Raw genomic sequence first — 25,804 nt, forward strand, 5'->3', positions numbered from 1 at the left:
CGAGAAAGGGGGCTGTCTTGATGATGTCGCGAAAGGCGCTCAACTTCCGTCTCTCAACGGAGATTTCCATGACCAAGACCCTGTTCGCAGCCGCCGCGGCCTCTCTTCTGGCCGTCGGCGCCGCCTCGGCCCAGACGACGCCCGCCCCCGCGACCGGGCACGAGCATCACGCCGATCAACATGCCGCCCGTCCCACCATCGACAGCACCATCGAGGCGCTGGTGGCCGACCCGGCGACCAAGGCCGTGCTGGACAAGCACCTTCCCGGCATCGACCGCCACCCCGCCTACGCCCAGTTCAAGGGCATGACCCTGCGTCAGGTCGCGCCCTTCTCTCAGGGCAACATCACCGACGCCAAGATCGCGGCCATCGACGCCGACCTGAAGGCCATCCCGGTCGCCTGATCGCGGTTCCGGCGCAAAGTTAAGGGGCGGCCGGATCGTCCGGCCGCCCCCTTTTCATGCCTGATCGATGTCGGATCAGTTGATGGTCATCACTACTCGGCCCTCGATCTGACCCTTGTGCATCCGCTGGAAGATGTCGTTGATGGTCTCCAGCGGCTCGACCGCAACCGTCGCCTTGACCTTTTCGTCGGCGGCGAACTGAAGCGCCTCCTGCAGGTCCAGCCGCGTGCCCACGATGGAGCCGCGCACCGTCGTTCCGTTCAGCACCATGTCGAAGATCGACAGCGGGAAGTCGCCGGGCGGCAGGCCGTTCAGGGCGATGGTCGCCCCGCGCGAGGTCATGTTGACCGCCTGTTCGAACGCCTTGGGCGAGACGGCCGTGACCAGCACACCCTGCGCGCCGCCGTCCGTCTGGGCCTTGATGTCGGCGGCGGGATCGTTGGAGGTCTTGGCGTTGACCGTCACGGTCGCGCCCAGGCGTCGCGCCAGGTCCAGCTTGGCGTCGTCCACGTCCACGGCCGCGACATTCATGCCCATGGCCTTGGCGTACTGCACCGCGACGTGGCCCAGACCGCCGATGCCCGAAATGACCACCCAGTCGCCCGGCTTGGTGTCCGTCATCTTCAGCCCCTTATAGACCGTTACCCCCGCGCACAGGATCGGGGCGATGTCGGTGAAGCTGACGTTGGCCGGCAGGTGTCCGACGTAGTTCGGATCGGCGATGGCGTATTCGGCGAACCCGCCATTGACGGAATAGCCGGTGTTTTCCTGCTCGTGGCACAGGGTCTCCCAGCCGCCGAGACAATGTTTGCAGTGGCCGCAGGCCGAATAAAGCCACGGCACGCCCACCCGGTCGCCTTCCTTGACCAGCTTGACCCCCGCGCCCACGGCCGAGACGTAGCCGACGCCTTCATGGCCGGGAATGAAGGGCGGGTTCGGCTTGACGGGCCAGTCGCCCTCGGCGGCGTGCAGGTCGGTGTGGCAGACGCCGGAGGCTTCGATCTTGACCTGGATCTGGCCTGGGCCCGGCTGGGGCACGGCGACTTCCTCTATGGTCAACGGCTTGCCGAACTCGCGCACGACTGCGGCCTTCATGGTCTTGGTCATGGAACGTCTCCTCGATTTCATGGGAAGGCGACGGACGGGCCGAAAGCAGGAGATCGGCCCGTCCGCCGGGGAGTTTCGCACGCCGTGGGAGTGGTTCAGCGCGCAGGGCGAAAGATGAACGATCCGAAACCGGCCATCCTTGATTCAGATCAGAAGAAGCCCAGTTTGTCGGGGCTGTAGCTGACCAGCAGGTTCTTGGTCTGCTGATAGTGGTCCAGCATCATCCGGTGGTTCTCACGCCCGATGCCCGACTTCTTGTAGCCGCCGAAGGCCGCGTGGGCCGGATACTGGTGATAGCAGTTGGTCCAGACCCGTCCGGCCTGAATGGCGCGGCCCGCGCGATAGGCGGTGTTCATGTCGCGCGACCACACCCCGGCGCCCAGGCCGTATTCGGTGTCGTTGGCGATTTCGATGGCTTCTTCCAGCGTCTTGAAGGTGGTCACGGCCAGGACCGGGCCGAAAATCTCCTCCTGGAAAATCCGCATGTTGTTCGTGCCCTTGAACACCGTCGGCTCCACATAGAAGCCGCCGGACAGATCGTCCTTCAGCACCGCCTGTTCGCCGCCGGTCAGGACTTCGGCGCCCTCGGCCTTGCCGATGTCCAGATAGCCCAGGATTTTCTTGAGTTGCTGGTCCGACGCCTGGGCGCCGACCTGGGTTTCGGGGTCTAGCGGGTCGCCCTGCTTGATCGCCTTAACCCGCGCGATCGCCTTCTCGATGAAGGCTTCATAGATGTCCTCATGCACCAGGGCCCGGCTGGGGCAGGTGCAGACCTCGCCCTGGTTCAGGGCGAACATGGCGAAGCCTTCCAGCGCCTTGTCCAGGAAGGCGTCGTCGTGATCCATCACATCCTTGAAGAAGATGTTCGGCGACTTGCCGCCCAGTTCCAGCGTGACCGGAATGATGTTCTGAGTGGCGTATTCCATGATCTTCTGACCGACGGCGGTCGAGCCGGTGAAGGCGATCTTGGCGATGCGCGGGTTGGTGGCCAGCGGCTCGCCAACCTCGACGCCGGTGCCCGACACGATGTTCAGCACGCCGGGCGGCAGCAGGTCCTGGATCAGCTCGACCACCATAAGGATGGAGGCCGGGGTCTGTTCGGCCGGCTTCAGCACGATGCAGTTGCCCGCCGCCAGGGCCGGGGCGATCTTCCACGCCGCCATCAGGATCGGGAAGTTCCAGGGAATGATCTGACCCACCACGCCCAGCGGCTCGTGGAAGTGATAGGCGACGGTGTCGTTATCCAGCTCGGAAATCCCGCCTTCCTGCGCACGGATGCATCCGGCGAAATAGCGGAAGTGGTCGATGGCCAAGGGGATGTCGGCGGCCAGGGTCTCACGCACGGGCTTGCCGTTGTCCCAGGTCTCGGCCTCGGCGACCGCCTGAAGATTGGCTTCGATCCGGTCGGCGATCTTGTTCAGGATCAGGGCGCGCTGGGCGGGGCTGGTCTTGCCCCAGGCGTCCTTTGCAGCGTGGGCGGCGTCCAACGCCAACTCGACGTCGGCCGCGTCCGAACGTGCGACTTCGCACAGGACGCGGCCGTTCACCGGGGAGGTGTTCTCGAAATAGCGACCGTTGACTGGGGCGACCCATTGGCCGCCGATGAAGTTGTCATAGCGCGCCTTGTATTTGGGGGTGGCGGCGCGGGTGAATTCGGGCTTGGTCATGATGGCTTCCTGACGTGTTCCTCGGGCGTCGCTTGTCGACGTCGTTGGGACCGGAAGCTCGGCCTCGCAGGGCGCGCGCGCCAGACCGGCGCTTCATGGTGCGCTGCAAACCTGTCGCAGGTTTGCGACAGGTCGGTTCAGTGAGCGGCGCCCACCAAGCCCAGCCGGTGCAGTTTGCGATGCAGGGTCGCGCGGCTGACGCCCAGGCCCCGCGCCGCCGCCGACACATTGCCGTTGTTCAGCGCAAGCGCCCGCCGGACCGCCCCGCGCTCGGCCTCCAGCAGGTCCGCCTCGATGGAGCCGCCGCCCAGAACCTCCGACGCCGCCAACTGGCCCGCGATCCGTTCGTCCGTGATCGACAGCGCGAGGCGCGCCGCTCGCGTCGCCCCGACCACTAGGTCGTCGCGGTCCACCGCCAGCAGGGCCGCCGTGTTGCGCTCGGCCGCATCCCCGGCCAGCACGATCCGGGCTTCGGAAAAGGCCTTGCGGAAGGCCTGGGCCTCGATGGCGCGCGCCGCATCGGCTACGGCGGCGGTGATCAGGCCCAGCATGGCCTCGGTCTGGTCCGCCCGGCACGACGACACGTCCAACGCCCCGGCCAGCCGTCCCAGATGGTCGTAGATCGGATGGCTGGAACAACTCAGGCCGATGTTGCGCGCATGGAAATGCTGGTCGCGGTGGATGGTCACAGGCCGCTTTTCGGCCAGGGCCGTGCCGATGCCGTTGGTGCCCTCGACCGCCTCGGACCAGACGGCCCCGGGCCACAGCCCCCAGCGATGGAAGGTGTCGTCGTCGCTGGCCATGCCCCGGCGCTCGACCGGCACGCCCGAGGCGTCGCATAGCAGGACGCAGCATCCGGCGTCGCCCACGGCCAGGAACAACCGGTCCAGCACGCCCTGCGCCGCCTGCGTCACCGGCTCCATCGCCTCGCGGGCGGCGCGAAGCTGGCCCTCCGTCAGGGTGGCGACCTGCCCCTGGCTTTCAGGGTCCAGGCCGTACAGGGTCATCGACCGTCGCCACGACGCCGCCAGCGCCGACCGGGCCGGCCCGGCCCCGTCGTCCAGCACCTGTTTGATCAGGCTGCGGTGGTCGTTTCCTGCGCGCTCGCCCATGCTCGGCTCCCAAAGGCCTCGTCGTTGGGAGCCATCAGACGCCCGCTGGATGCGGGCGTCAATGCGACCTTCCTACGCTGGGCGGCCTACCACCAGCGGCCCGGCTTGGCCGTGAAGCCCGCCGCGCGTTCCAGCGCCGCCCCGACCTGGAAGACCGTGGCCTCGTCCAACGCCTTGCCGATGACCTGAAGCCCCAGCGGCAGACCGCCGGAATCAACCCCCGCCGGTACCGAAATGCCCGGCAGACCGGCCAGATTGGTCGTCACCGTAAAGACGTCGTTCAGATACATGGTCAGCGGGTCGATCTGTTTGTCGCCCAGCGCAAAGGCGGCCGACGGCGTCGACGGCGTCAGGATCGCATCCACCTGCCCCCAGACGTTGTCGAAGTCCTCGGCGATGCGGCGACGCACCTTCAGCGCCTTGACGTAATAGGCGTCGTAGAACCCGGCCGACAGCACATAGGCGCCGATGGTCAGGCGGCGTTGAACCTCCTTGCCGAAGCCTTCCGCGCGCGAAGTGGCGTACAGGTCGTCCAGCGACTTGAAGTCGTCCGCGCGGTGTCCGAACCGCATGCCGTCATAACGGGCCAGGTTCGACGAAGCCTCGGCCGGCGCCACGATATAATAGGTCGGCAGGGCGTATTTGGTGTGCGGCAGGCTGATCTCGACGATCTCGCAACCGGCGTCCTTCAGCCAGGCCACGCCCTGATCCCAAAGGGCTTGAATCTCGGCCGGCATCCCATCCACGACATATTCGCGCGGCACGCCGATGCGCAGGCCCTTGACCGACTGGCCGACCGACTTCGTCCAGTCGGGCGTGGCGATGTCCAGGCTGGTCGAATCCCTGGCGTCGAACGAGCACATGGATTGCAGCAGCAGGGCCGCGTCCTCGACCGTCTTGGTGATCGGCCCCGCCTGATCCAGAGACGAGGCGAAGGCCACCATGCCGAAGCGGCTGGCGCGGCCATAGGTGGGCTTGATCCCGACGGTGCCGGTGAAGGCGGCGGGCTGGCGGATCGAGCCGCCGGTGTCCGACGCGGTTGCGGCCAAGCATAGGTCCGCTGCGACGGCGCAGGCCGAACCGCCCGACGAACCGCCCGGCGTCAGATCGGCGTTGGAGCCGTTCGACTTCCACGGGTTCTTCACCGGACCGAAGGCCGAGGTCTCGTTGGACGAGCCCATGGCGAACTCGTCCATGTTCAGCTTGCCCAGCATGACGGCCCCGTCGCGCCACAGATTGGCGGTCACGGTCGATTCATAGGGCGGCACGAAGCCACGCAGCATGTTGGACCCTGCCGTCGTCTGCACGCCCTCGGTGCAGAACAGGTCCTTGATCCCCAGGGGCGCGCCTTCCAGCACGCCGCCCTCGCCCGCCGCCAGACGGGCGTCGGAGGCCTTGGCCATCTCCAGCGCCTTGTCCGCCGCCACGGCGACATAGGCGTTCAGCGTCGGATTGGCGGCCTCGATATTGGTCAGGAAGGCCTGGGTGATTTCGGCCGAGGTGAATTCCTTGGCCTTCAGCCCGTCGACGGCGCCCTTCAGGGTCAGTTTGGTCAGGTCGCTCATCTTATTCGACCACCTTGGGCACGACGAAGAAGCCGTCGGCCGACTTCGGAGCGTTGGACAGGACGGCGTCGCGCTTGTCGCCGTCGGTGACGACATCGTCGCGCAGGCGCAGAGGTTGCGCCACGTTCGAGGTCATCGGCTCCACGCCTTCGACGTCCACCTGATCCAGTTGTTCGATCCAGTTCAGGATGCCGTTCAGCTCCTGCGCCAGCGGCTCCAGCCGGTCCTCGGGGGTCTTGATGCGGGCGAGATACGCAACCTTGCGCACCGTCGCGGCGTCGATGGCCATGCGGCCCTCCAGTCATGCGAGATCAGGAGGCGGTGACTAGCGGTCCGTGTCCGGATTCACAAGGTTTGCTCAGTCGGTCCGCGCCACGGAGACCGTATTCGGCGGCGCCCCGCCGCTCCAGCCGTAGTCGACATGGACATGACCCGTGCGTCTGACGATCTCGTCGCCCGCGCCCGCAACCTCCTCGCGCGTCTCGATCACGATCCGGCCCTGTCTGGCTTCGACGACCTTCCAGGCGGCGAAATCACCCAGCGGATAGACGCGCCAGCCGTCCGCCGGACCGGCGAACAGACCCAGGTAGGTGACAAGGCCGTTCACCGCCGGATCGCCGCCGGAAACGCTGAACACCTTGGCGTTCAAACGCGGCATGGCGTGGAACTGCGAGACGCTGGCCGCCTCCTGCAAATCATCGGGCGCGACGGCGGACACGGGAAGGCCCGGCGCGGTGGGTCGCGTGGGCGCGCGGGTCACGGTCATCGGCGTGGGTGCGCTCGCCTTCGGTCGGCTCGCCGGCGCCTTGTGTTCGCTACAGGCCGAAACCCCCAGGAGGGCGGTCAGGATCAGGATGCCGCGCGTCATGACGCCACCATCGCCTTTGACTTCCCGGCGCGCCAGTCCTAACCGCAGGCCGTGCCCGTTCTCGACCTCCTAGACATGCCCGCCGCCTGCCCGCCCGACACGCCGTGGATGGGTCTGGACCTAGGTGAAAAAACCATCGGGGTGGCGGTGTCGGACGCCACGCGTCTGATCGCCTCGCCGCTGGAACTGATCCGCAAGTCCAAGTTCACGCAAGAGGCCGAACAGCTGTTCAAGCTGATGGCCCATCGCAAGGTCTCGGCCCTGGTCATCGGCCTGCCGGTCAATATGGACGGGACCGAAGGCCCGCGCGCCCAATCCTGTCGCGCCTTCGCCCGCAATCTGGAACGGCTGCGGCCCGTCAACGTCGCCTTCTGGGACGAGCGGCTGTCGACGAGTGCGGTCGAACGCTTCCTGATCGAGGACCTGGACCTGAACCGCAAGCGCCGCGCCCAGGTCGTGGACCGCACCGCCGCCGCCTGGATTCTGCAGGGCGCGCTGGATCGGGTTCGGGATCAGGCGAGCTGGATTTGAGCGGGCTTCTCGCCGGCGTCGTGCCGGTCTTTCTGATGATCGCCCTGGGCTACGGCCTCAGAAAGTCCGGCTTCCTGCCCGACGAGGCCTGGCGACCGATCGAGAAGCTGTCGATCAACATCTTCTATCCCAGCTTCCTGATCCCCGCGATCTGGCACGCCGATCTGGCGGGCGGCGGCGCGACGGTCGCGGGCGCGGCGGCGGTGGGCGCCACCCTGATGGTGGCGGCGGCGACCCTGGCGGCCAAGCCTCTGATCACCCTGGACGGCCCGGCCTACACCAGCGTGTTTCAAGGCGTGATCCGCTGGAACAGCTTCGTCTTCGTGCCGGTGATCCAGTCGATCTACGGTTCGGAAGGCACGGCCCTGGCGGCGGTCGCCATCGCCTTCATCATTCCCGTGACCAACATCGCCTGCGTCGCCGTCCTGGCCAAATGGGGGGCGCTGCACCGCGAGCCGTCCGTCGTCGGCCTGATCAAGTCGATGCTGGCCAATCCGATCCTGTTGGCCTGCCTGATGGGTCTGGCGCTGAATTTCCTGCACGCACCTTCGATCCCGGGCCTGTCCGACACCATGAGCCTGCTGGGCGCCGCCGCCCTGCCCCTGGGTCTGATCGTCGCCGGCGCGGGTCTGTCCTTCGCGGAGGTCAAGCGCCGCCGCGTCGCCATCGCCGCAGTCACGGTGGTCAAGCTGGGCGTCATGCCGCCCCTGATGTGGTTCATCGCCTGGGCGCTGGGCGGCGACAGCCTGGCGCAGGGCATCGCGCTGATCTGCGGGGCGGCGCCGGGGTCGGCGGCCTCCTATGTCCTGGCGCGCCAGATGGGGGGCGATGCGCCCTTGATCGCGGGCGTCATCGCCCTGACCACAGTCGCCAGCGCCTTTGTCATCCCGCTGCTTCTGGCCCTGTTCCACTTCGCCTGAAGAACCGCGACGACTGGCGTTTCGGACGACTCCCGCCTATAGCCGCGTCTCGATGACCCAGGCCGCCCCCGTCACCGATCAGACCATCCGCGAGCGGCTGGTTCCGTTTCCCAAGGCCCATTTCCTGGCCGCCTCGGACCTGAACCCTTTCGTCACGCCGCAACTGCTGGACCTGGGCGACGCTTTCGTGGATTTCAATCGCCAGTCGTCCAAGGCGCTGGATCTGCTCCACGGCCGCACTGTCGTGAACCTGTTCTTCGAGAACTCCACCCGCACCAGTTCCTCGTTCGAGATCGCGGCCAAGCGTCTGGGGGCCGACGTCGTCACCATGCCGGTCGCCTCGTCCTCGGTGAAGAAGGGCGAGACCCTGATCGACACGGCGGTCACGCTGAACGCCATGAAGCCGGACATTCTTGTCATCCGCCATTCGGCGTCGGGCGCGGCGGAACTGCTGAGTCAGAAGGTCGGTTGCGCCGTGGTCAATGCGGGCGACGGCCGCCACGAACACCCGACCCAGGCCCTGCTGGACCTTTTGTCCCTGCACCGCGCCTTCGGCGATGTGACCAGTTTGACCGTCGCCATCTGCGGCGACATCACCCACAGCCGCGTGGCCCGCTCCAACGTCGCCCTGCTTCAGATGATGGGCGCGCGGGTGCGCCTGATCGGCCCGCCGACCCTGGTGCCGGGCGACGCCGACCGCTGGGGCTGCGAGGTGTTTCACGACATGCGCGAGGGGCTGCAAGGCTGCGACGTGGTCATGATGCTGCGGCTTCAGCTTGAGCGAATGGCCGGCGCCCTGGTCCCCTCCACGCGCGAATACTTCCGTTTCTGGGGTCTGGACCGCGAGAAACTGGCCTGGGCCAAACCCGGCGCCAAGGTCATGCACCCCGGTCCGATGAACCGGGGCGTCGAAATCGATTCCGACGTCGCCGACGACCTGGATGTCTCCCTGATCCAGGATCAGGTCGAGATGGGCGTCGCCGCCCGCATGGCCGTCCTGGCCTCCCTCTCCGCCCGTTGGGGAGACGCCGCATGAGCGACACCATCATCGTTTTTTCGGATGCCCGCCTTCTCGATCCCGCGACAGGCAGGGACGGGCCCGCGACACTCATCGTCCAGCACGGCAAGATCATAGAAGTCGCGTTCGAGCGGCAGTTTCATACTGAGCTCGGCACAGACTTCGAGATCATCGACTGCGACGGCCACTGCCTCGCGCCGGGCCTGATCGACATCCGGGTCAAGACCGGCGAACCCGGCGCCGAGCCCAAGGAGACGTTGAAGTCCGCCAGCCTGGCCGCCGCCGCCGGGGGCGTGACCACCATCGTGGTCCAGCCCGACACCGACCCCGCCGTCGACGACCCGGCCATGATCGACTTCATACAGCGACGCGGCGCGGCCCTAAACCTCGTCAATGTCCGCGCCGCCGGCGCGGCGACCAAGGCCCTGGACGGCCAGCGCATGGCTGAGATCGGCTTGATGGACGAGGCGGGTGCCCTGTATTTCACCGACGGCGACAAGGTCATCGTCAACAGCCGCACCCTGCAACGGGTGATGAGCTACGCCGCCGCCTTCAACGCCCTGATCGCCTGCCGCCCGGCCGACCCCTGGCTGACGGAAGGCGCGGTCGCCGCCTCCGGCGAACTGGCCACGCGCCTGGGCCTTTCCGGCAGCCCCGCCATCGCCGAGCGGATCGGGCTGGAGCGCGACCTGGCCCTGGTCGAACAGACCGGCGCCCGTTTCCTGGTCGACCAGATCTCGACCGAAGGCGCGCTGGAGACCCTGGCCCGTGCCCGCGCCAAGGGGCTGGAGGTCGCCGTCAGCGTCTCGATCAACCACCTGTGTTTTAACGAGGTGGACATCGGCGACTATCGCACCTTCTACAGGCTGGACCCGCCGCTGCGTTCAGAGGCCGACCGTCAGGCCCTGATCGAGGCCGTGCGCGACGGCCTGATCGACGTCATCACCTCGGCCCACGCCCCCGCCCCCGCCGAAGACAAGCGCCGCCCGTTCGCCGAGGCCGCGCCCGGCGCCATCGGTCTGGAAACCCTGCTGCCCGCCGCCCTGACCCTGCACCATGAAGATGGTCTGGACCTGCTGGACGTGCTGCGTCCCCTGACCCAGGGCCCGGCCGCCCTCTTGGGCCTGGACGCCGGCGTCCTGGCCGAAGGCGCGCCCGCCGACCTCGTCCTGTTCGATCCTGGCGCCCCGATCATCGTCGATGCCGACGCCCTTCACTCCAAATCCAAGAACTCCCCGTTCGACGGCCGCAGGCTTCAGGGCAAGGTCGTCGGGACATGGGTCGCGGGCCGAAAGGTTCACTGAACGCTCCGACTTTTCGCCGATGTCCGAGCGATGGAGCACGCATTGAAATCGCGCCGCTACCGGGCTTGGCGGTCCGCCCCATCGTCGTGGCCGACGAAGCCTGCCTGACCACCGCCTCTGTCGGCTTCACCTGGGCGGCTCAGCGCAACCTAGCCCGACCGCGCGCACGTCGCCGCCCTGGCCACCTCGGCGCCCAGCACCGACTTGACCGCCAGGGGCGTGTCCGTGGCGATCACCGTCACCCCCTGGCGCACCAGATCGCGATATTCCGATACGTCGCCGTCGGCCGCATAACGGTCGTCGCGCCGCGTTCCATCCGGCCCCAACGTTCCGAACTGAACCTCGACGCCCCGATCCCGCAGGGCGCGCCACAGCCTCGGCCGTTCCTCGCGCGTGCCGGTCCAGGCCAGAATCTGTGCGGGGTTCAGGCCGGTCAGGTCGTCCATTCGATTGACTCCGGCCGAGATCATCATCTCCGGCGCCAAGGCCGCCACCGCCTGGGCGTCGGCGTCGTTATAGGTGATCAGGATGACCCGTCCGCCGGCTCCAGAGCGCCGAACCTCATCGATCACCGCCCGCGCCAGATCGATCGTGCTGCCACCCTCCGCGGGCTTCAGGTCGATGGCGGCGATGGCGCCGACCCGGCCGGCGGCGTCGAGCGCCTCGGCCAGGGTGGGCGGCGCGGCCTGCGTCACGGCGCCGTTCGAGGCCTTCAGGCGCGTCCGTTTGATCTGCGCCAGCGTCAGATCGCCCACGCGGCCATGGCCGGTGGTGGTCCGGTCCATCGTCTCGTCGTGCATCAGGACCAAGCGACCGTCGCGCGTCAGAACGGCATCCAGTTCCAGAATCGCGCCCGGAATGGCGCGCCCCGTGGCCTCGATGGCGGCGATGGAGTTCTCGGGCTGATCCGGGGCCGATACCGCCCGGTGCGCCGAAATAGCCACGCCGCCCTCGCGCACGCAGTCGAAATAGGCCGCCAGCGCCGGTGGCACAGCGGGCGTCGGCAGATTTGCGGGCGCCGCAACACAGCCTGCGGTGGCGACCAGGGCCGTCACGACGGACAGGAGAGCGACAGGACGGGAAGGGGCGCGCATGGACGGTCTCCGGGTTCGAAGGGGGACATGCGGCGAGCGGCCGCAGCGGGTCAAGAGGTCGGATCGCCCTTGCTCGCGGGCGCGCACCGACGCATTTTGCCCCGACACTACGCGGGGAGCGAATCAAAGTGCAGGATCTTGTCGGCCCCGCGATCGGGACCTTGGCGCTGGTCGCGCTTGGCGGCTACCTGCTCGGCTCCATTCCTTTCGGCGTCGTCATCACCCGCGCAGCGGGCGCCGGCGACGTGCGCAACATCGGTTCGGGCAACATCGGCGCGACCAATGTGCTGAGGACCGGACGCAAGGACCTGGCCCTGGCCACTCTGCTGCTGGACGCCGGCAAGGGCGCTGTCGCCCTGCTGATCGCGCGGCATCTGTTCCACAGCGAACTGGCCGGGGCCATCGCGGGCGGCGCCGCCTTCCTGGGACATCTGTTTCCGATCTGGCTGGGCTTCAAGGGTGGCAAGGGCGTGGCCACCTTCTACGGCCTTCTGCTGGCGGCGGCTTGGCCGCTGGGCCTGATGGCCGGAGCAGTCTGGCTGATCTGCGCCTTCGTCTTCCGCTATTCGTCGCTGGCGGCCCTGATCTCGGCGGCCGCCGCGCCGCTGCTGGCCCTTGCGCCCGTGGCCGCCGCCGGTCTGCCAGTGGGGCGGCCGATCCTGTTCCTGACGGTCTTCGCGGCCGTTCTGATCTGGGTGCGGCACCATCAGAACATCGCCCGTCTGTTGAAGGGCGAGGAGCCGCGCATCGGGGCCAAGAAGGCGTGACCCTGCCCCCGGCCGAGCGGTTCGCCCGTCTGCGGCTGGCCCGCACCGACCGAATAGGCCCCGTCGCCTTCACTCAGCTTCTGACCCGCTATGGATCGGCCGAACGCGCCCTGGCCGCCCTGCCCGATCTGGTCCGCAAGTCCGGCGCCGCCTCGGTTCCTCCCCCGCCCGAGGCCGTCGAACGCGAACTGGCGACCGGCCAGCAGATCGGCGCGCGCCTGGTTGTTCTGGGCGACCCCGATTACCCCGCGATGCTGGAAGCGCTGGACCCGCCGCCCCCGATCCTGTGGACGCGGGGACGGACCGAACTGCTGAACCGGCCGTCCGTCGCCGTCGTCGGCGCCCGCATCGCCTCGGCCGGCGGTCAGCGCATCGCCCGCGGTCTGGCCCAGCAGTTGGGACAGGCGGGCCACGTGGTGGTCTCGGGCCTGGCGCGCGGCATCGACGCCGCCGCCCACGAGGGCGCCCTGGCGACGGGGACGGTCGCGGTCCTGGGCGGCGGGGTGGACGACATCTATCCGGCTGACCACGCCGATCTCTACGCCCGCATCGCCGACCTGGGCTGCGTGGTGTCCGAAAGCCCCGTCGGCGCCCGCGCCCAGGCGCGCGACTTTCCTCGCCGGAACCGCATCATCTCAGGCCTGTCGCGCGGCGTGGTGGTGGTGGAGGCCGAAATCCGGTCCGGATCGCTGATCACCGCCCGGCTGGCGGCCGAACAGGGACGCGACGTCTTCGCCGTGCCGGGCTCGCCGCTGGATCCCCGTGCGCGCGGGCCGAACGAACTGCTGCGACAAGGCGCCGTCCTGTGCGAGGGGATCGAGGACATCGAACGGGCCTTCGACACCTTGCGCACGCTCCGCGCGCCTGCACCGCCGCCATTGATCTTCGACGAGGGCGCCGCCGACCCCGCCTTCCTGGACCGCGTGGCCGCCCTGTTGTCGCCCACGCCGACGCCGCGCGACGAGATCGCGCGCGCCCTGGACGCCCCGGTGGGACGCGTCGCCGCCGCCCTGCTCGAGCTCAGTCTCACCGGACGCGCCGAACTGCTGCCTGGCGGTCTGGCGTCGTCCTAGCTCCGCTCCTGCGGCCTTGCGGCGATTTCGGCGGCCTGGTCCAGCTTGCCCGCCAGGTCCTCGTCGCCGTCGCCTCGCGCCATTCGCGCCAGCTCCAGCGCCATGGCGCCGATATATTCGCGTGTCAGAAACGCGCCCCGGTCCGACGGGGGCGGTTGTTTGGACCCTGGCATGGCCGATCGCATCGCTGAGACTCTCCCTACACACCACAATCTATGCGGGCATAGCAGGGAAATTCAACTACCTTTCCGGGTCCTTTGCAGCCGACGATTGACACGCGCCCCTGCTCCAACCACGTTCGCGCCCCTTCCCGAGACCGGACTGACATGAACCTCGTCATCGTCGAGAGCCCCGCAAAGGCCAAGACCATCAACAAGTACCTGGGCTCGGACTATGAGGTCCTGGCCTCGTACGGCCACGTCCGCGACCTGCCGTCCAAGGATGGTTCGGTCCTGCCCGACGACGACTTCGCCATGCACTGGGAGGCCGACGCCAAGGGCGCCAAACGTCTGTCGGAAATCGCCGAGGCCGCCAAGCGCGCCGACCGCGTCATCCTGGCCACCGACCCCGACCGCGAAGGGGAAGCGATCAGCTGGCACGTCCTCGAGGTGCTCAAGAAGAAGCGTGCGCTGAAGGACACGCCCGTCGAACGCGTCACCTTCAACGCCATCACCAAATCCGCCGTGCTGGAGGCCATGGCCAATCCGCGCCAGTTGGATATGGAGCTGGTCGACGCCTATCTGGCCCGTCGCGCGCTGGACTATCTGGTGGGCTTCACCCTGTCGCCGGTGCTGTGGCGCAAGCTGCCGGGCGCGCGTTCGGCCGGGCGTGTGCAGTCGGTCGCCCTTCGCATCGTCGTCGATCGCGAAATGGAGATCGAGAAGTTCAAGCCTCAGGAATACTGGTCCATCGAGGCCGACCTGAACGCCGACAGCCCGCCCTTCACCGCCCGTCTGGTCAAGCATGCCGGAAAGCGCGTGCAGCGTCTGGACATCAAGGACGAGGCGACCGCCGACGCCGCCCGCGCCGCGATCAAGGCCGGCGATTTCACCATCAACTCGGTCGAGAAGAAGCCGGTTCGGCGCAATCCGGCGCCGCCCTTCACCACCTCGACCCTGCAGCAGGAAGCCTCGCGCAAGCTGGGCTTCACCGCCCAGCGCACCATGCAGGCGGCGCAGAAACTGTATGAAGGCGTCGACGAGACCGGCGGCCTGATCACCTATATGCGGACCGACGGCGTTTCGGTCAGCCCCGAGGGCCTGGCCCAGGCGCGCGAGGTGATCGGCAAGGAATACGGCCCCGCCTATGTCCCCTCCGAGCCGCGCTTCTACAAGGTCAAGGCCAAGAACGCCCAGGAAGCGCACGAAGCGATCCGCCCGACCAACATCGCGCGCCATCCCGATTCCGTGCGCCTCGATTCGGATCTTCAGCGTCTGTACGAACTGATCTGGAAGCGGATGGTCGCCTCGCAGATGGAGGCCGCGCGTCTGGACCGCACCACGGTCGAGATCGAAACCTCCGACGGCTTAACCGGCCTGCGCGCCACCGGCCAGGTCGTCACCTTCGACGGCTTTTTGGCCGTCTATGAGGAAGGCCGCGACGAGAAGCAGAAGGGCGCGGAAGGCGACGAGGGCGAGGACGACACCAGCCGCCTGCCCGCCCTGAAGGAAGGCGCCAAGGCCAAGGTCGACGCCATCCGCACCGACCAGCATTTCACCGAACCGCCCCCGCGCTATTCGGAAGCCACCCTGGTCAAGAAGCTGGAAGAACTGGGCATCGGCCGCCCGTCGACCTACGCCTCGACCCTGTCGACCCTGCGCGACCGCGAATACGTCCGCGTCGACAAAAACCGCTTCTATCCCGAGGACAAGGGACGGCTGGTCACGGCCTTCCTGGAGCAGTTCTTCCGGAAGTGGGTCGAGTATGATTTCACCGCGGCCCTTGAGACCCAGTTGGACGAGGTCTCGGCCGGCGAACTGAACTGGAAGGTGCTGCTGCGCCAGTTCTGGCAGGACTTCCACGCCGCGACCCAGGCCGCCGGCGAGCTTCGCACCACCGCCATTCTGGACGCCCTGAACGAAAGCCTGGGCGCCCACATCTTCCCGGACAAGGGCGACGGCTCCGACCCGCGCGAATGCCCCCTGTGCCATCAGGGCCAGCTTAGCCTGAAGACCAGCCGTTTCGGCGCCTTCATCGGCTGCTCGCGCTATCCCGACTGCAAATACACGCGCCCCGTCGCCAGCCCCTCGGCCGAGGACGGATCGGCGGAAAGCGGCGACCGCGAACTGGGAAGCGACCCGGCGACCGGCCAGCCGGTGCAGTTGAAGATCGGCCGTTTTGGCCCCTATGTCGAAATCGCGCCGCCGGACGGAGAGAAGCCGAAACGCTCTTCCCTGCCCAAGGGCTGGTCGCCAGCGTCCCTGGACCTGGACCGTGCGCTGAAGCTGCTGTCCCTGCCGCGCCAGGTGGGCGTCCACCCCGAGGACGGCAAAACGATCAGCGCGGGTCTCGGACGCTACGGTCCCTTCATCCTGCACGACGGAACCTACGCCAATGTGTCGGATATCGAAGAGGTGTTCGACATCGGCCTGAACCGCGCCGTCGCCCTGCTGGCTGAAAAGCGCGCCGGCGGCGGTCGTGGACGCGGCGCGGCGACGACTCCGCTGAAGGACCTGGGCGCCCATCCGGAGACGGGCGAACCGATCCACGTCATGGCCGGCCGCTTCGGCCCCTATGTGAAGTCGGGCAAGATCAACGCCACCCTGCCCAAGGGAACGACGCCGGAAGACCTGACGCTGGAAGTCGCCCTGCCGCTGCTGGCCGCCAAGGCTGGCGCCGCGCCCAAGAAGAAGGCCCCGGCCAAAAAAGCGGCTGCGCCCAAGAAGGCCGCCGCCAAATCGACGACCAAGAAGCCCGCTGCGAAGAAGGCGACCGCCAAGAAGACGGCCGCCGAATAGTCCGTAGGCTCAGCCGGCCCAGTTCGGTTTGCGCTTGTCCAGGAAGGCCCGCACGCCTTCCTGGCCCTCGGGCGAGACCCGGGCGCGGGCGATGCGGCGGGCGGTGTCGTCCAGCAGACCGCTGTCGATCTTGTGCTGGGCTATGTCGTTGACCAGGCGTTTGGCGTCGCCCATGGCGCCCGGCGCATTGGCCACCAGACTGTCGGTCAGCATGCCGATAAAGTCGTCAACCGATCCTTCCGGCAGGATCAGGTCGATCAGCCCGATGCGCGCCGCATAGTCGGCGTCGAAGGCGTTGCCGGTCAGGAACAGCTGCCGCGCGCGCCGCGCGCCGATCGCCTCGATCACATAGGGGGCGATGGTCGCCGGAATCAGACCCAGCTTGACCTCGGAGAAGGCGAAGCGCGCGCCCTCGACCGCCACGGCCATGTCACAGGCGGCGACGATGCCGACCCCTCCCCCCATGGCCGCGCCCTCGACCAAGGCGACCGTCAGGGCCGGCACGTCGTGCAAGGCCTTCAGCATCCGCGCCAGGCCCAGGGCGTCATCGCGATTGTCGGCCTCCGACCAGTCGGCGGCGTCGCGCATCCAGCCCAGGTCGGCGCCGGCGCTGAACATGCCGCCCGCGCCCCGCACGAAGACTGCTCGCACCTTGTCGGCGCCGTGCAGGGTCTCGAACGCCTCATGCAGGGCGCCGATGGTCGCCGCGTCGAAGGCGTTCTTCTTCTGGGGCCGGTTGATGGTGACGAAGACCACCCCGTCCACGGTCGAATCGATCCGCACCAGATCGTCGTTCGCATCCGGTGCCGGATCGGCGACCAGCGGATGGGCGATGCGGTTGATCTCCGCCGCCTCGGCGTCGGTGATGTCCAGGGCGTTCAATTCGGCCTCGGTCGGGGTGTCGGTCATCGGCGGGTCCTTTCGAGGGCTCAACGTCTGGAGGAAAAGAAAGCTTCAGCCGTTCCGCTACATCCGGAACACGCCGAAGGTGGTGTCCGGGATCGGGGCGTTCAGGCTGGCGCTGATGGCCAGGCCCAGCACGTCGCGGGTCTGGGCCGGATCGATGACGCCGTCGTCCCACAGGCGGGCGGTGGCGTAATAGGGATTGCCCTCGTCCTCATACTTCTGGCGGATCGGCGCCTTGAAGGCCTCGGCCTCTTCCGGGCTCCAGGTATCCGCATCGCGGTGGACGGTGGCCAGGACGCTTGCCGCCTGTTCGCCGCCCATCACGCTGATCCGGCTGTTCGGCCAGGTGAACAGGAAGCGCGGCGAATAGGCCCGTCCGCACATGCCATAGTTCCCGGCGCCGAAGCTGCCGCCGATCAGGACGGTGAACTTGGGAACCTCGGCCGAGGCCACCGCCGTCACCAGCTTGGCGCCGTCCTTGGCGATGCCGCCCGCCTCATATTTGCCGCCGACCATGAAGCCCGAGATGTTCTGCAGGAAGACCAGCGGAATCTTGCGCTTGCAGGCCAGTTCGATGAAGTGCGCGCCCTTCTGGGCGCTTTCTGAGAACAGTACGCCGTTGTTGGCCAGAATGGCGACCGGGTAGCCCCAGATGCGGGCGAAACCGCACACCAGGGTCGTGCCGTACAGGGCCTTGAACTCATCGAACTCGGACCCGTCCACCACGCGGGCGATGACCTCGCGCACATCATAGGGGGCGCGCACGTCGTCGGGGATCAGGCCGTACAGTTCATCGGCGTCGAAGGCGGGCGCCTTTGGCTCGCGCACGTCCAGCGGCATCGGCTTGGTGGTGTTCAGATTGGCGACGATGGCGCGCACGATCTCCAGCGCGTGCTCGTCGTTCTCGGCCACGTGATCGACGACGCCCGACTTGCGGCCGTGGGTCTCGGCCCCGCCCAGCTCCTCGGCCGAAATGACCTCGCCCGTCGCCGCCTTCACCAGCGGCGGCCCGGCCAGGAAGATAGTGCCCTGATTGCGCACGATAACCGTCTCGTCCGACATGGCCGGCACATAGGCGCCGCCCGCCGTGCAGCTTCCCATCACACAGGCGATCTGGGCGATGCCGCGTGCGCTCATCCGCGCCTGATTGAAGAAGATGCGGCCGAAATGGTCGCGGTCGGGAAACACCTCGGCCTGGTGCGGCAGGTTCGCGCCGCCGGAATCCACCAGATACACACAGGGCAAATGGTTCTGCTCGGCGATCTCCTGGGCGCGCAGGTGCTTCTTCACCGTCATCGGGAAATAGGCGCCGCCCTTCACCGTCGGGTCATTGGCGACGATCATCACCTCGCGGCCAGAGACCCGGCCCACGCCCGCGATGACGCCCGCGCCCGGCGCTTCGCCGCCATACATCCGGCCCGCCGCCAGTTGCCCGACCTCAAGGAAGGGCGAACCGGGGTCCAGCAGCCGTTCGACCCTGTCGCGCGGCAGCAGCTTGCCCCGCGCCACATGCCGCTCACGCGACTTGTCGGACCCGCCGCGCGCCGCCTTGGCCACATGGTCGCGCAACTCCGCGACCAGGGCGCTGTTGTGCGCGTGCAGGGACTTGAATTGCGGGCTTTGCGGATCGACCGCTGATGTCAGCTTCGGCATGGGATTGGTTTAGGCGGGCTGGTCCAACCTCACAAGCACCTCGCCCTACCCGGCGCGGAAAGGGAGAAGCGTTGCGCCGCGCGCCCTTTTCGCCTATAGGCCCCGCCTTTCCAGGGCTTCGGTCCTGTCGCGGAGCACCAAAGGGTTGGACGTTCGGTCCGGCCGCCGCGCCAGGAGCCATCGTGGAGACCGACTTACCCGGTCGTTTCCGCGCCGACGCCCACAAGGGAGACTACCGCATGGCTCTTTACGAGCACACGGTCATGACGCGCCAGGACATCTCGGCGCAACAGGCCGAAGCGCTGAATGACACCATCAAGGATCTGATCGTCGCCGGCGGCGGCTCGGTCGCCAAGATCGAATACTGGGGTCTGCGCAACCTGACGTACCGCGTGAAGAAGAACCGCAAGGCTCACTATTCGCTGCTGGCCGTCGACGCACCTCCGGCCGCCATGGCCGAAGTCGAGCGTCAGCTGGGCATCAACGAAGACGTGCTGCGCTGGCTGACCGTCCGCGTCGAGGAACTCGACCTGGAGCTGTCGCCTCTGCTGGCCCGCCGCGAGCGTGAACGCGAGCGTGAGCGTGAGCGCGCCCCGCGCGAAGACGCCCCCGCCGACGCCGAATAAGGAACCCGGATCATGACCGATACAACCGCCCCGACCCCGGGCGCCCCGGCCGGCTCCGGCTCTGCCGGCCGCCGCCCCTTCTATCGCCGCCGCAAGGTCTGCCCGTTCTCGGGCGCCAATGCGCCGAAGATCGACTACAAGGACGTCAAGCTGCTGCAGCGTTACGTCTCCGAACGCGGCAAGATCGTGCCTTCGCGCATCACCGCCGTCTCCCAGAAGAAGCAGCGCGAACTGGCCAAGGCCATCAAGCGCGCCCGCTATCTGGCCCTCCTGCCGTACGTGGTGAAGTAAGATGAAGGTCGTTCTGCTGGAACGCGTCGATAATCTCGGCGCCATCGGCGACGTCGTCACTGTCAAGGACGGCTTCGCCCGCAACTTCCTTCTGCCGCGCGACAAGGCCCGCCGGGCTACCGCCGCCAACCTGAAGGCGTTCGAACTCGACCGCGCCGCCATCGAGCAGCGCAACGAGAAGAACAAGTCCGATGCTCAGAAGGTCGCCGACAAGATCGACGGCCAGACCTACGTCATGATCCGTCAGGCTGGCGAAACCGGCCAGCTGTACGGATCGGTCGCCGGCCGCGACGTCGCCGAAGCCATCCAGGCTGAAGGCGGCAAGGTCGAGCGTTCGCAGGTCGTCCTGAACACGGCGATCAAGACCCTGGGCGTCCACGAAGTGCCGGTTCGCCTGCACGCCGAGGTCCGCGCCACGGTCAAGATCAACATCGCCCGTTCGATGGATGAGGCCGAGCGTCAAGCCAAGGGCGAAGACGTGATCCGCAGTCAGTTCGACAATGAGCGCCAGGCCGCCGAGCAATCGGCCCAGGAGTTGATCGAAGGCGGCGCCGGTCAACAGGAAGGCTTCGGCGACGAAGCTTGATTCCTGTCCGGTCTTCGGACCGGATCGGTGAAGACATCAAGGGCGCGTTCCGCAAGGGACGCGCCCTTTTTGCTGCCGCGTCGCCTGACAGCCAAGAGATCGGCTTGACGAGCCTCGTTCATGACAAGTTTACAACACACCCGCCGGGAACCACGCCCCAGGCGGAACCCACGCACGATCTAACCTTGACGGCGCGCAGCAACGAAGAACACGATCACATAAATCGACGGAGGCTGCACATCCTGCAAAACTTTTGCGCTAGCCGCAGGCAGGCTTCTGGCGATGCACTGCAGGTCCCAACGCCGCGCTCTCGCCGGCCGAACCTTGGAGGCTGATGATGCCGAACGCGCGGCCTAGATGACCGAGCGTGTAGTTTTTCTAAGGATGACGGCGAACAAACATGGCCAAGCCTACCGATTGACCCGCCGCTTTCAGGCCCTGATATGGCCATGAACCTTGACGCTGTCGTCCCCCGACAGTGGGAGCCCTCGATGACCGAACCGATGAACTCTGCAGTATTTCTTCATCTGCTCCGGCGATGTCCGCGATAGCTCACGTCCTTTGAACGACTTCATCAAGACTCAAGACGGCGACCACGCCGCACACGCGCCAAGACCAAGAACAGGACTCTCTCTCCATGCGCCAATCCACCTCCGCCCTGCTGATCACGGCTTCCGCCTTCGCGCTGATCGCCGCCACCCCCGCCCTCGCCCAAGACCAGACTCAGGCCGACAGCGTCGATGACATCGTCGTCACCGGCACCCGCGTTCAGAACCGCTCGCGCCTCGACTCCGTCGCGCCTGTCGATGTCGTGACCGCCGAAACCCTGCAACAACGGGGTTCGACCGAGCTCGCCACCCAGTTGGCCGCGACCGTCCCCGCCCTGAACTTCCCCCGCCCGTCGGCGACCGACGGCACGGATTCGATCCGCCCCGCCACCCTGCGCGGTCAAGGGCCGGACCAGACGCTGGTCCTGGTCAACGGCGTGCGCCGTCACGCTACCGCCCTGGTGAACACCAACGGCTCGGTCGGGCGCGGTTCGGCCGCCGTCGATCTGAACGCCATCCCCTCCACCGCCATCGAACGGATCGAGGTCCTGCGCGACGGGGCGGCGGCGCAGTACGGTTCGGATGCGATCGCCGGCGTATTGAACCTGCGCCTGCGCAAGGCCGCCAGCGGCGGCGGCGCCAGCGTCACCTATGGCGGCTATCGCACCGACTACACCGGCTTCTACGGCGGCGGAAAGGACCTGAAGGATGGAGAGGCCCTGACCGTCGCGGGTTGGCAGGGCTTCGGCCTGGGTTCAGACGGCTTCCTGACGGCGTCGGTCGAATACCGCGACCGCGCCCGCACCAATCGCAGCGACATCGATCCACGCTTTAGCCCCGCCGAGGTGCGCGGCGCCCAGGGCGACCCGAAATCTGAGGATCTCGCCATCTATCTGAACGCCGGCAAGCCGCTGGGCGCCGGCTGGGAGGCCTATGGTTGGGTCGGCTATCAGACGCGCGACGCCTCGGCCGCCGCCTTCTATCGCACGCCGACCGACAACGCCCAGAACCCCGCCTATACGTCGGGCCGCGTCTATCCAAACGGCTATCTGCCCTACATCCTGACCGACACCACCGACTGGACCGCGACGGGCGGTCTGAAGGGCCAGGCCGCTGGCTTCGACATCGACATCAACCTGGGCTACGGCAAGAACAAGATCGATTTCAGCGTCGAGAACACCTTGAACCCATCCTTGGGTCCGACCTCTCCGACGAAATTCTACGCCGGCTCTCTGGCCTATGATCAGCTGGTGTTCGGCATCGACGCCAGCCGCGGCTACGAGGTCGGCTTCTATGGGCCATTGAACGTCGCCTTCGGCCTGGAGGCGCGCCGCGAGTCCTATCAGATCGGCGCCGGCGAACCTGGCTCTTACCAGCGCGGGACCTTCCTCAACATCGGCGGCACGGACCTGAACTGGGGCTCGCGCGGCTTCACCGGCTTCACCCCGGCGAACGAGGTGGACAAGGATCGCAACAACGTCGGCGTCTATGTCGACCTGGAAGGCGAACTGGTCGAGAACTTCACCGCATCGGCCGCCCTGCGCTACGAAAACTATTCCGACTTCGGCGACAACCTGTCCGGCAAGCTGGCCGCCCGCTACGACTTCACCCCATCGTTCGCCGTGCGTGGCGCGATCTCGACTGGCTTCCGCGCGCCCAGCCTGCAACAGCAGTATTTCACCCAGACGGCCATTCTCTACATCAACAACGTGCCGTATGAGACCGGCACCTTCCCGTCGGTCAGCCCGGTCGGCGTCGCCTTGGGCGGCACGCCGCTGGAAGCCGAAACCTCGACCAACTATTCGCTGGGCCTGGTCTATCGGAAGGGCGCCTTCGAGCTGACCGCCGACGCCTACCGCATCGACATCAAGGATCGGATCATCCTGTCCGAAACCCTGACCGGCAGCGCCACGGCCGCTGTGGGCACCAACGCCCGCACCATCTTCGATCTTCTGCAACCCTATGGCGCGACCGCCGCCAGGTTCTTCATCAACGGCGTGAACACGGAGACGACCGGCCTGGACGTGGTGGCGCGCTATCGGGTGCTGTCGGATGTCGGTTCGCTGGACTTCACCTTAGCCGCCAACGTCAACGATTTCGACGTAACCAAGACGCCGGAAACCCGCTCTGGCATCCTGCCCACGCCGGTCTCCTTGTTCGCGCGCCAGGCCACCCTGCGCTTCGAAGAAGGCACGCCGCCCTGGAAGACGGTGTTCCAGACGGACTTCACGCGCGACAAGTTGGGCGGCACCTTCCGCGTCACCGGTTATGGCGACGTGCTCGCGCCCGGCGCGACAGAAGCCACCGACCTGAAGTTGGGCGTCGGCGTGGTGGTGGATGTTGAGGCGCGCTATCAGCTCAGCGACCGTCTGACCTTCGCGGTCGGCGCGGACAATGTGTTGGACGAATATCCCCGCCAGAGCCTGCGCGCCAACAACACCTCGGGGGCCTTCCCCTTCTCCAACTTCTCGCCTTACGGCTTCAACGGCCGCTTCGTTTACGGTCGCATCGCGCTGAAGTGGTAAGCGCGCGACACCGTACGGATCAGACGGCAAAGGGCGCTCTTCGGAGCGCCCTTTCTCGTTCGAAGGACGCAACGGGCGCGAAGCTCCTGCATGACAGCGTTTATCCAGCATTCATGGTCCCGACTACAAGCTGGGCCATTCTTCCCTGGAGATGCACATGAGAACCGTCACAGGCATCTTGGCTCTCGTCGTGAGCCTTTCCGCATCGGCGGCCAACGCCATGACAGTGCAGGAATTTCTGACCACGGCCGACCATATTCCACGCAATCCGACCGCCTTGCTGCGATCGGACACACGGCGCCTGATGAATGAGATGAAGACAGCCTTCAAGACCGTCGGGGACGAACAGAAGGCCGCTCAGGCGGCGGGCCGCCATCCCGCGACCTGCGTGCCCGAAGGAACACGCATCAGTCTGTCCCCCGAAAACGTCCTGGCCCGCTTCAACACAATCCCTCAGTCGCGGCGCAACATCAGCGTGACCCAAGCTGTGCGGGAATGGATGGCGGAACGCTATCCCTGCGCGTCATAGCGATTGATTGAGGAATTTCGGTTCGCCCACAGGTGGGGCGAACTGTCCACGGCCCATGCGGCGTCCCCGTCTGACGCAGGAGACTGTCAGGGGTAAAGCGTTAATCGATGAACGCCTTCGCCCCCATGCCCTTCTCGTCATCCCCGATGGATCCGGTCAGCGTCAGCGCCATGCCGCACAATCTGGAGGCCGAACAGGCGCTCCTGGGCTCGCTGATGTTCGACAACGGCGTGTTCGAGCGGCTGAGCGACCGCCTGCGCGGCAGCCATTTCTACGAACCGTTTCACCAGCGCCTGTTCGACGCCATCGAAGACCACATCCGTCAGGGCATGCTGGCCGAGCCGACCATATTGATGGAGCGGTTCAAGCAGGACCCGGCCTTTCAGGAGTTCGGCGGCCTGCGCTATCTCGCCGATCTGGTTGACCGTGCGCCGCCGGCGGCCAACGCACCCGACTATGCCCGCGTCGTCTATGACCTCGCCCTGCGCCGCGACCTGATCCGCATCGGCGGCGAGATCATCAAGGAGGCGCCCAACCCCGAGACGCCCGCCGACGAACAGATCGAACAGGCCGAACAGACCCTGTATTCGCTGGCCGAGACGGGCAAGCCGTCGTCGGGCTTCGTCAGCTTCTCGCACGCCCTGTCCGGCGCCGTGCAGATGGCGGCAGAGGCCTATCAGCGCGAGGGCAAGCTGGCCGGTCTGGCCACCGGCCTGAACGACCTGGACCGCAAGCTGGGCGGCCTGCACCCGTCTGACCTTCTGATCCTGGCGGGTCGTCCCTCGATGGGCAAGACGGCGCTGGCGACCAACATGGCCTTCAACGTGGCCCGCGCCTATCAGTGGGAGCCGACGCCCGAGGGGCGCAAGACCGTCAACGGCGGGGTCGTCGCCTTCTATTCGCTGGAAATGAGCGCCGAACAACTGGCCATGCGTATTCTGGCCGACGCCTCGGGCGTGTCGTCGGACAAGCTGCGCAAGGGCGAGATTGACGCCTCGGACTTCGGCAAGCTGCGCGACGCGGCGGTCGAGATCGGCGAAAGCCCCCTCTACATCGACGCCACCGGCGGCCTGTCCATCTCCAAACTGGCAGCGCGCGCCCGCCGCCTGAAACGGATGGAACATGGGCTGGACCTGATCATCGTCGACTATCTCCAACTCGTGACCACCGGTGAAGGCGCCAGCCAGAAGAACAGGGTCCAGGAAGTGTCCGAGATCACCGGCGGCCTGAAAGCCCTGGCCAAGGAACTGAACGTCCCCATCATCGCCCTGTCGCAGCTGTCGCGTCAGGTCGAACAACGCGACGACAAGCGGCCCCAGCTGTCTGACCTGCGGGAATCCGGCTCCATCGAGCAGGACGCCGACTGCGTCATGTTCGTCTACCGTGAAAGCTACTACCTGGGCCGCGCCGAACCGCGCGAGGGCACCGAGGAACACCTGCAATGGCAGCAGGACATGGACCGCCTGCAAGGCCAGGCCGAGGTCGTCATCGGCAAGCAGCGTCACGGCCCCATCGGCATCGTCAAACTGGCCTTCGACGCCGACACCGTCCGCTTCGGCAACCTGGCGCACGGCTACGAAGAGGTCAGCTACGAATAGGGCGACGCCCGGCTTGCCGAACATCGATCTTCGGCGCAGCATCAGCCATCGATCCGCCGATGCGAGATGACCGCCATGATCGCGCCCTTACTGCTCGCCCTCACCCTGTTCTTTCAGGACAATCCCGCCAGCCGGACCGTGCCGATACCGACGCC

At 67.0% G+C, this 25,804-nt stretch carries 24 protein-coding genes; 14 read left to right on the forward strand and 10 right to left on the reverse strand.

Features of this window, described 5'->3' with window-relative positions; translation table 11 throughout:
* The first annotated feature begins 68 nt into the window (after positions 1 to 68).
* Positions 69 to 404, forward strand: coding sequence for a hypothetical protein (locus ACWPV3_RS11845; protein ID WP_453977988.1), 336 nt, complete (start codon positions 69 to 71; stop codon positions 402 to 404).
* Between the two features lie 75 nt (positions 405 to 479).
* Here ACWPV3_RS11845 and adhP read toward each other — a convergent pair whose 3' ends face one another.
* The 6 genes from adhP to ACWPV3_RS11875 form a co-directional block, all read right to left on the reverse strand.
* Positions 480 to 1,511, reverse strand: a complete 1,032-nt coding sequence (gene adhP, locus ACWPV3_RS11850) for an alcohol dehydrogenase AdhP (protein ID WP_453977989.1) — start codon at positions 1,509 to 1,511, stop codon at positions 480 to 482.
* A 149-nt stretch (positions 1,512 to 1,660) separates the two neighbouring features.
* Complete coding sequence (gene exaC / locus ACWPV3_RS11855; RefSeq protein WP_453977991.1) at positions 1,661 to 3,178, reverse strand: acetaldehyde dehydrogenase ExaC; 1,518 nt, start codon at positions 3,176 to 3,178, stop codon at positions 1,661 to 1,663.
* A 137-nt stretch (positions 3,179 to 3,315) separates the two neighbouring features.
* Positions 3,316 to 4,290, reverse strand: coding sequence for a GAF domain-containing protein (locus ACWPV3_RS11860; protein ID WP_313454462.1), 975 nt, complete (start codon positions 4,288 to 4,290; stop codon positions 3,316 to 3,318).
* 86 nt (positions 4,291 to 4,376) lie between these two features.
* On the reverse strand, positions 4,377 to 5,855 hold the full coding sequence (gatA, locus tag ACWPV3_RS11865; protein ID WP_453977993.1) for an Asp-tRNA(Asn)/Glu-tRNA(Gln) amidotransferase subunit GatA: 1,479 nt from the start codon (positions 5,853 to 5,855) through the stop codon (positions 4,377 to 4,379).
* Position 5,856: 1 nt separating this feature from the next.
* Complete coding sequence (gene gatC, locus ACWPV3_RS11870) at positions 5,857 to 6,144, reverse strand: Asp-tRNA(Asn)/Glu-tRNA(Gln) amidotransferase subunit GatC (protein ID WP_292088519.1); 288 nt, start codon at positions 6,142 to 6,144, stop codon at positions 5,857 to 5,859.
* A gap of 69 nt (positions 6,145 to 6,213) precedes the next feature.
* A complete protein-coding gene (locus tag ACWPV3_RS11875; protein WP_312733076.1) occupies positions 6,214 to 6,723 on the reverse strand; it encodes a hypothetical protein in 510 nt (169 codons plus the stop codon).
* A gap of 51 nt (positions 6,724 to 6,774) precedes the next feature.
* Between ACWPV3_RS11875 and ruvX the strand changes: the two genes are divergently transcribed.
* From ruvX to pyrC, 4 genes are read left to right on the forward strand one after another with little or no spacing between them, the layout of a single operon-like run.
* Positions 6,775 to 7,254 (forward strand): Holliday junction resolvase RuvX, encoded by a 480-nt coding sequence (gene ruvX, locus ACWPV3_RS11880; protein ID WP_292182299.1) that lies wholly within the window; start codon positions 6,775 to 6,777, stop codon positions 7,252 to 7,254.
* Positions 7,251 to 8,174 carry an AEC family transporter gene (locus ACWPV3_RS11885; RefSeq protein WP_453977994.1) on the forward strand — a complete coding sequence of 308 codons (924 nt, stop codon included), beginning with the start codon at positions 7,251 to 7,253 and terminating at the stop codon, positions 8,172 to 8,174. Before ruvX ends, ACWPV3_RS11885 begins: the two co-directional genes overlap by 4 nt.
* Before the next feature lie 52 nt (positions 8,175 to 8,226).
* The gene (locus ACWPV3_RS11890; protein WP_453977995.1) at positions 8,227 to 9,210 is read left to right on the forward strand and encodes an aspartate carbamoyltransferase catalytic subunit; all 984 of its coding nucleotides are present in this window, start codon (positions 8,227 to 8,229) and stop codon (positions 9,208 to 9,210) included.
* Positions 9,207 to 10,496 carry a dihydroorotase gene (pyrC, locus tag ACWPV3_RS11895; protein WP_453977996.1) on the forward strand — a complete coding sequence of 430 codons (1,290 nt, stop codon included), beginning with the start codon at positions 9,207 to 9,209 and terminating at the stop codon, positions 10,494 to 10,496. Before ACWPV3_RS11890 ends, pyrC begins: the two co-directional genes overlap by 4 nt.
* Before the next feature lie 149 nt (positions 10,497 to 10,645).
* Here pyrC and ACWPV3_RS11900 read toward each other — a convergent pair whose 3' ends face one another.
* The gene (locus ACWPV3_RS11900) at positions 10,646 to 11,590 is read right to left on the reverse strand and encodes a glycerophosphodiester phosphodiesterase family protein (RefSeq protein ID WP_453977997.1); all 945 of its coding nucleotides are present in this window, start codon (positions 11,588 to 11,590) and stop codon (positions 10,646 to 10,648) included.
* 128 nt (positions 11,591 to 11,718) lie between these two features.
* On the opposite strand from ACWPV3_RS11900, the gene plsY reads away from it, so the two are divergent.
* Together plsY and dprA are read left to right on the forward strand one after the other, a co-directional pair.
* Positions 11,719 to 12,357: a glycerol-3-phosphate 1-O-acyltransferase PlsY gene (gene plsY / locus ACWPV3_RS11905; RefSeq protein WP_312733086.1), complete on the forward strand. Its 639-nt coding sequence runs from the start codon at positions 11,719 to 11,721 to the stop codon at positions 12,355 to 12,357.
* Complete coding sequence (gene dprA, locus ACWPV3_RS11910) at positions 12,354 to 13,430, forward strand: DNA-processing protein DprA (RefSeq protein WP_453977998.1); 1,077 nt, start codon at positions 12,354 to 12,356, stop codon at positions 13,428 to 13,430. Before plsY ends, dprA begins: the two co-directional genes overlap by 4 nt.
* Here dprA and ACWPV3_RS11915 read toward each other — a convergent pair.
* On the reverse strand, positions 13,427 to 13,603 hold the full coding sequence (locus ACWPV3_RS11915; RefSeq protein WP_292088530.1) for a hypothetical protein: 177 nt from the start codon (positions 13,601 to 13,603) through the stop codon (positions 13,427 to 13,429). The genes dprA and ACWPV3_RS11915 overlap by 4 nt on opposite strands.
* A gap of 153 nt (positions 13,604 to 13,756) precedes the next feature.
* On the opposite strand from ACWPV3_RS11915, the gene topA reads away from it, so the two are divergent.
* Positions 13,757 to 16,387: a type I DNA topoisomerase gene (gene topA, locus ACWPV3_RS11920; RefSeq protein ID WP_453978000.1), complete on the forward strand. Its 2,631-nt coding sequence runs from the start codon at positions 13,757 to 13,759 to the stop codon at positions 16,385 to 16,387.
* 9 nt (positions 16,388 to 16,396) lie between these two features.
* Here topA and ACWPV3_RS11925 read toward each other — a convergent pair whose 3' ends face one another.
* Positions 16,397 to 17,296, reverse strand: a complete 900-nt coding sequence (locus tag ACWPV3_RS11925) for an enoyl-CoA hydratase-related protein (protein ID WP_312733092.1) — start codon at positions 17,294 to 17,296, stop codon at positions 16,397 to 16,399.
* Between the two features lie 57 nt (positions 17,297 to 17,353).
* Positions 17,354 to 18,946, reverse strand: a complete 1,593-nt coding sequence (locus tag ACWPV3_RS11930) for a carboxyl transferase domain-containing protein (protein ID WP_453978001.1) — start codon at positions 18,944 to 18,946, stop codon at positions 17,354 to 17,356.
* Between the two features lie 239 nt (positions 18,947 to 19,185).
* Here ACWPV3_RS11930 and rpsF point away from each other — a divergent pair, with 239 nt between their 5' ends.
* The 6 genes from rpsF to ACWPV3_RS11960 all read left to right on the forward strand — a co-directional run bounded on the left by rpsF (position 19,186) and on the right by ACWPV3_RS11960 (position 25,649).
* On the forward strand, positions 19,186 to 19,572 hold the full coding sequence (gene rpsF / locus ACWPV3_RS11935) for a 30S ribosomal protein S6 (protein ID WP_292088679.1): 387 nt from the start codon (positions 19,186 to 19,188) through the stop codon (positions 19,570 to 19,572).
* Between the two features lie 12 nt (positions 19,573 to 19,584).
* A complete protein-coding gene (gene rpsR / locus ACWPV3_RS11940; protein WP_054766014.1) occupies positions 19,585 to 19,863 on the forward strand; it encodes a 30S ribosomal protein S18 in 279 nt (92 codons plus the stop codon).
* Position 19,864: 1 nt separating this feature from the next.
* Positions 19,865 to 20,449 (forward strand): 50S ribosomal protein L9, encoded by a 585-nt coding sequence (gene rplI / locus ACWPV3_RS11945; protein WP_453978002.1) that lies wholly within the window; start codon positions 19,865 to 19,867, stop codon positions 20,447 to 20,449.
* Between the two features lie 637 nt (positions 20,450 to 21,086).
* Positions 21,087 to 23,522: a TonB-dependent receptor plug domain-containing protein gene (locus ACWPV3_RS11950; protein WP_453978003.1), complete on the forward strand. Its 2,436-nt coding sequence runs from the start codon at positions 21,087 to 21,089 to the stop codon at positions 23,520 to 23,522.
* Between the two features lie 157 nt (positions 23,523 to 23,679).
* Positions 23,680 to 24,051, forward strand: coding sequence for a hypothetical protein (locus tag ACWPV3_RS11955; protein ID WP_453978004.1), 372 nt, complete (start codon positions 23,680 to 23,682; stop codon positions 24,049 to 24,051).
* 107 nt (positions 24,052 to 24,158) lie between these two features.
* Positions 24,159 to 25,649 (forward strand): replicative DNA helicase, encoded by a 1,491-nt coding sequence (locus ACWPV3_RS11960; protein WP_292088536.1) that lies wholly within the window; start codon positions 24,159 to 24,161, stop codon positions 25,647 to 25,649.
* Positions 25,650 to 25,804 lie beyond the last annotated feature (155 nt).

It is taken from the genome of Brevundimonas sp. Marseille-Q4549 (assembly GCF_976940555.1).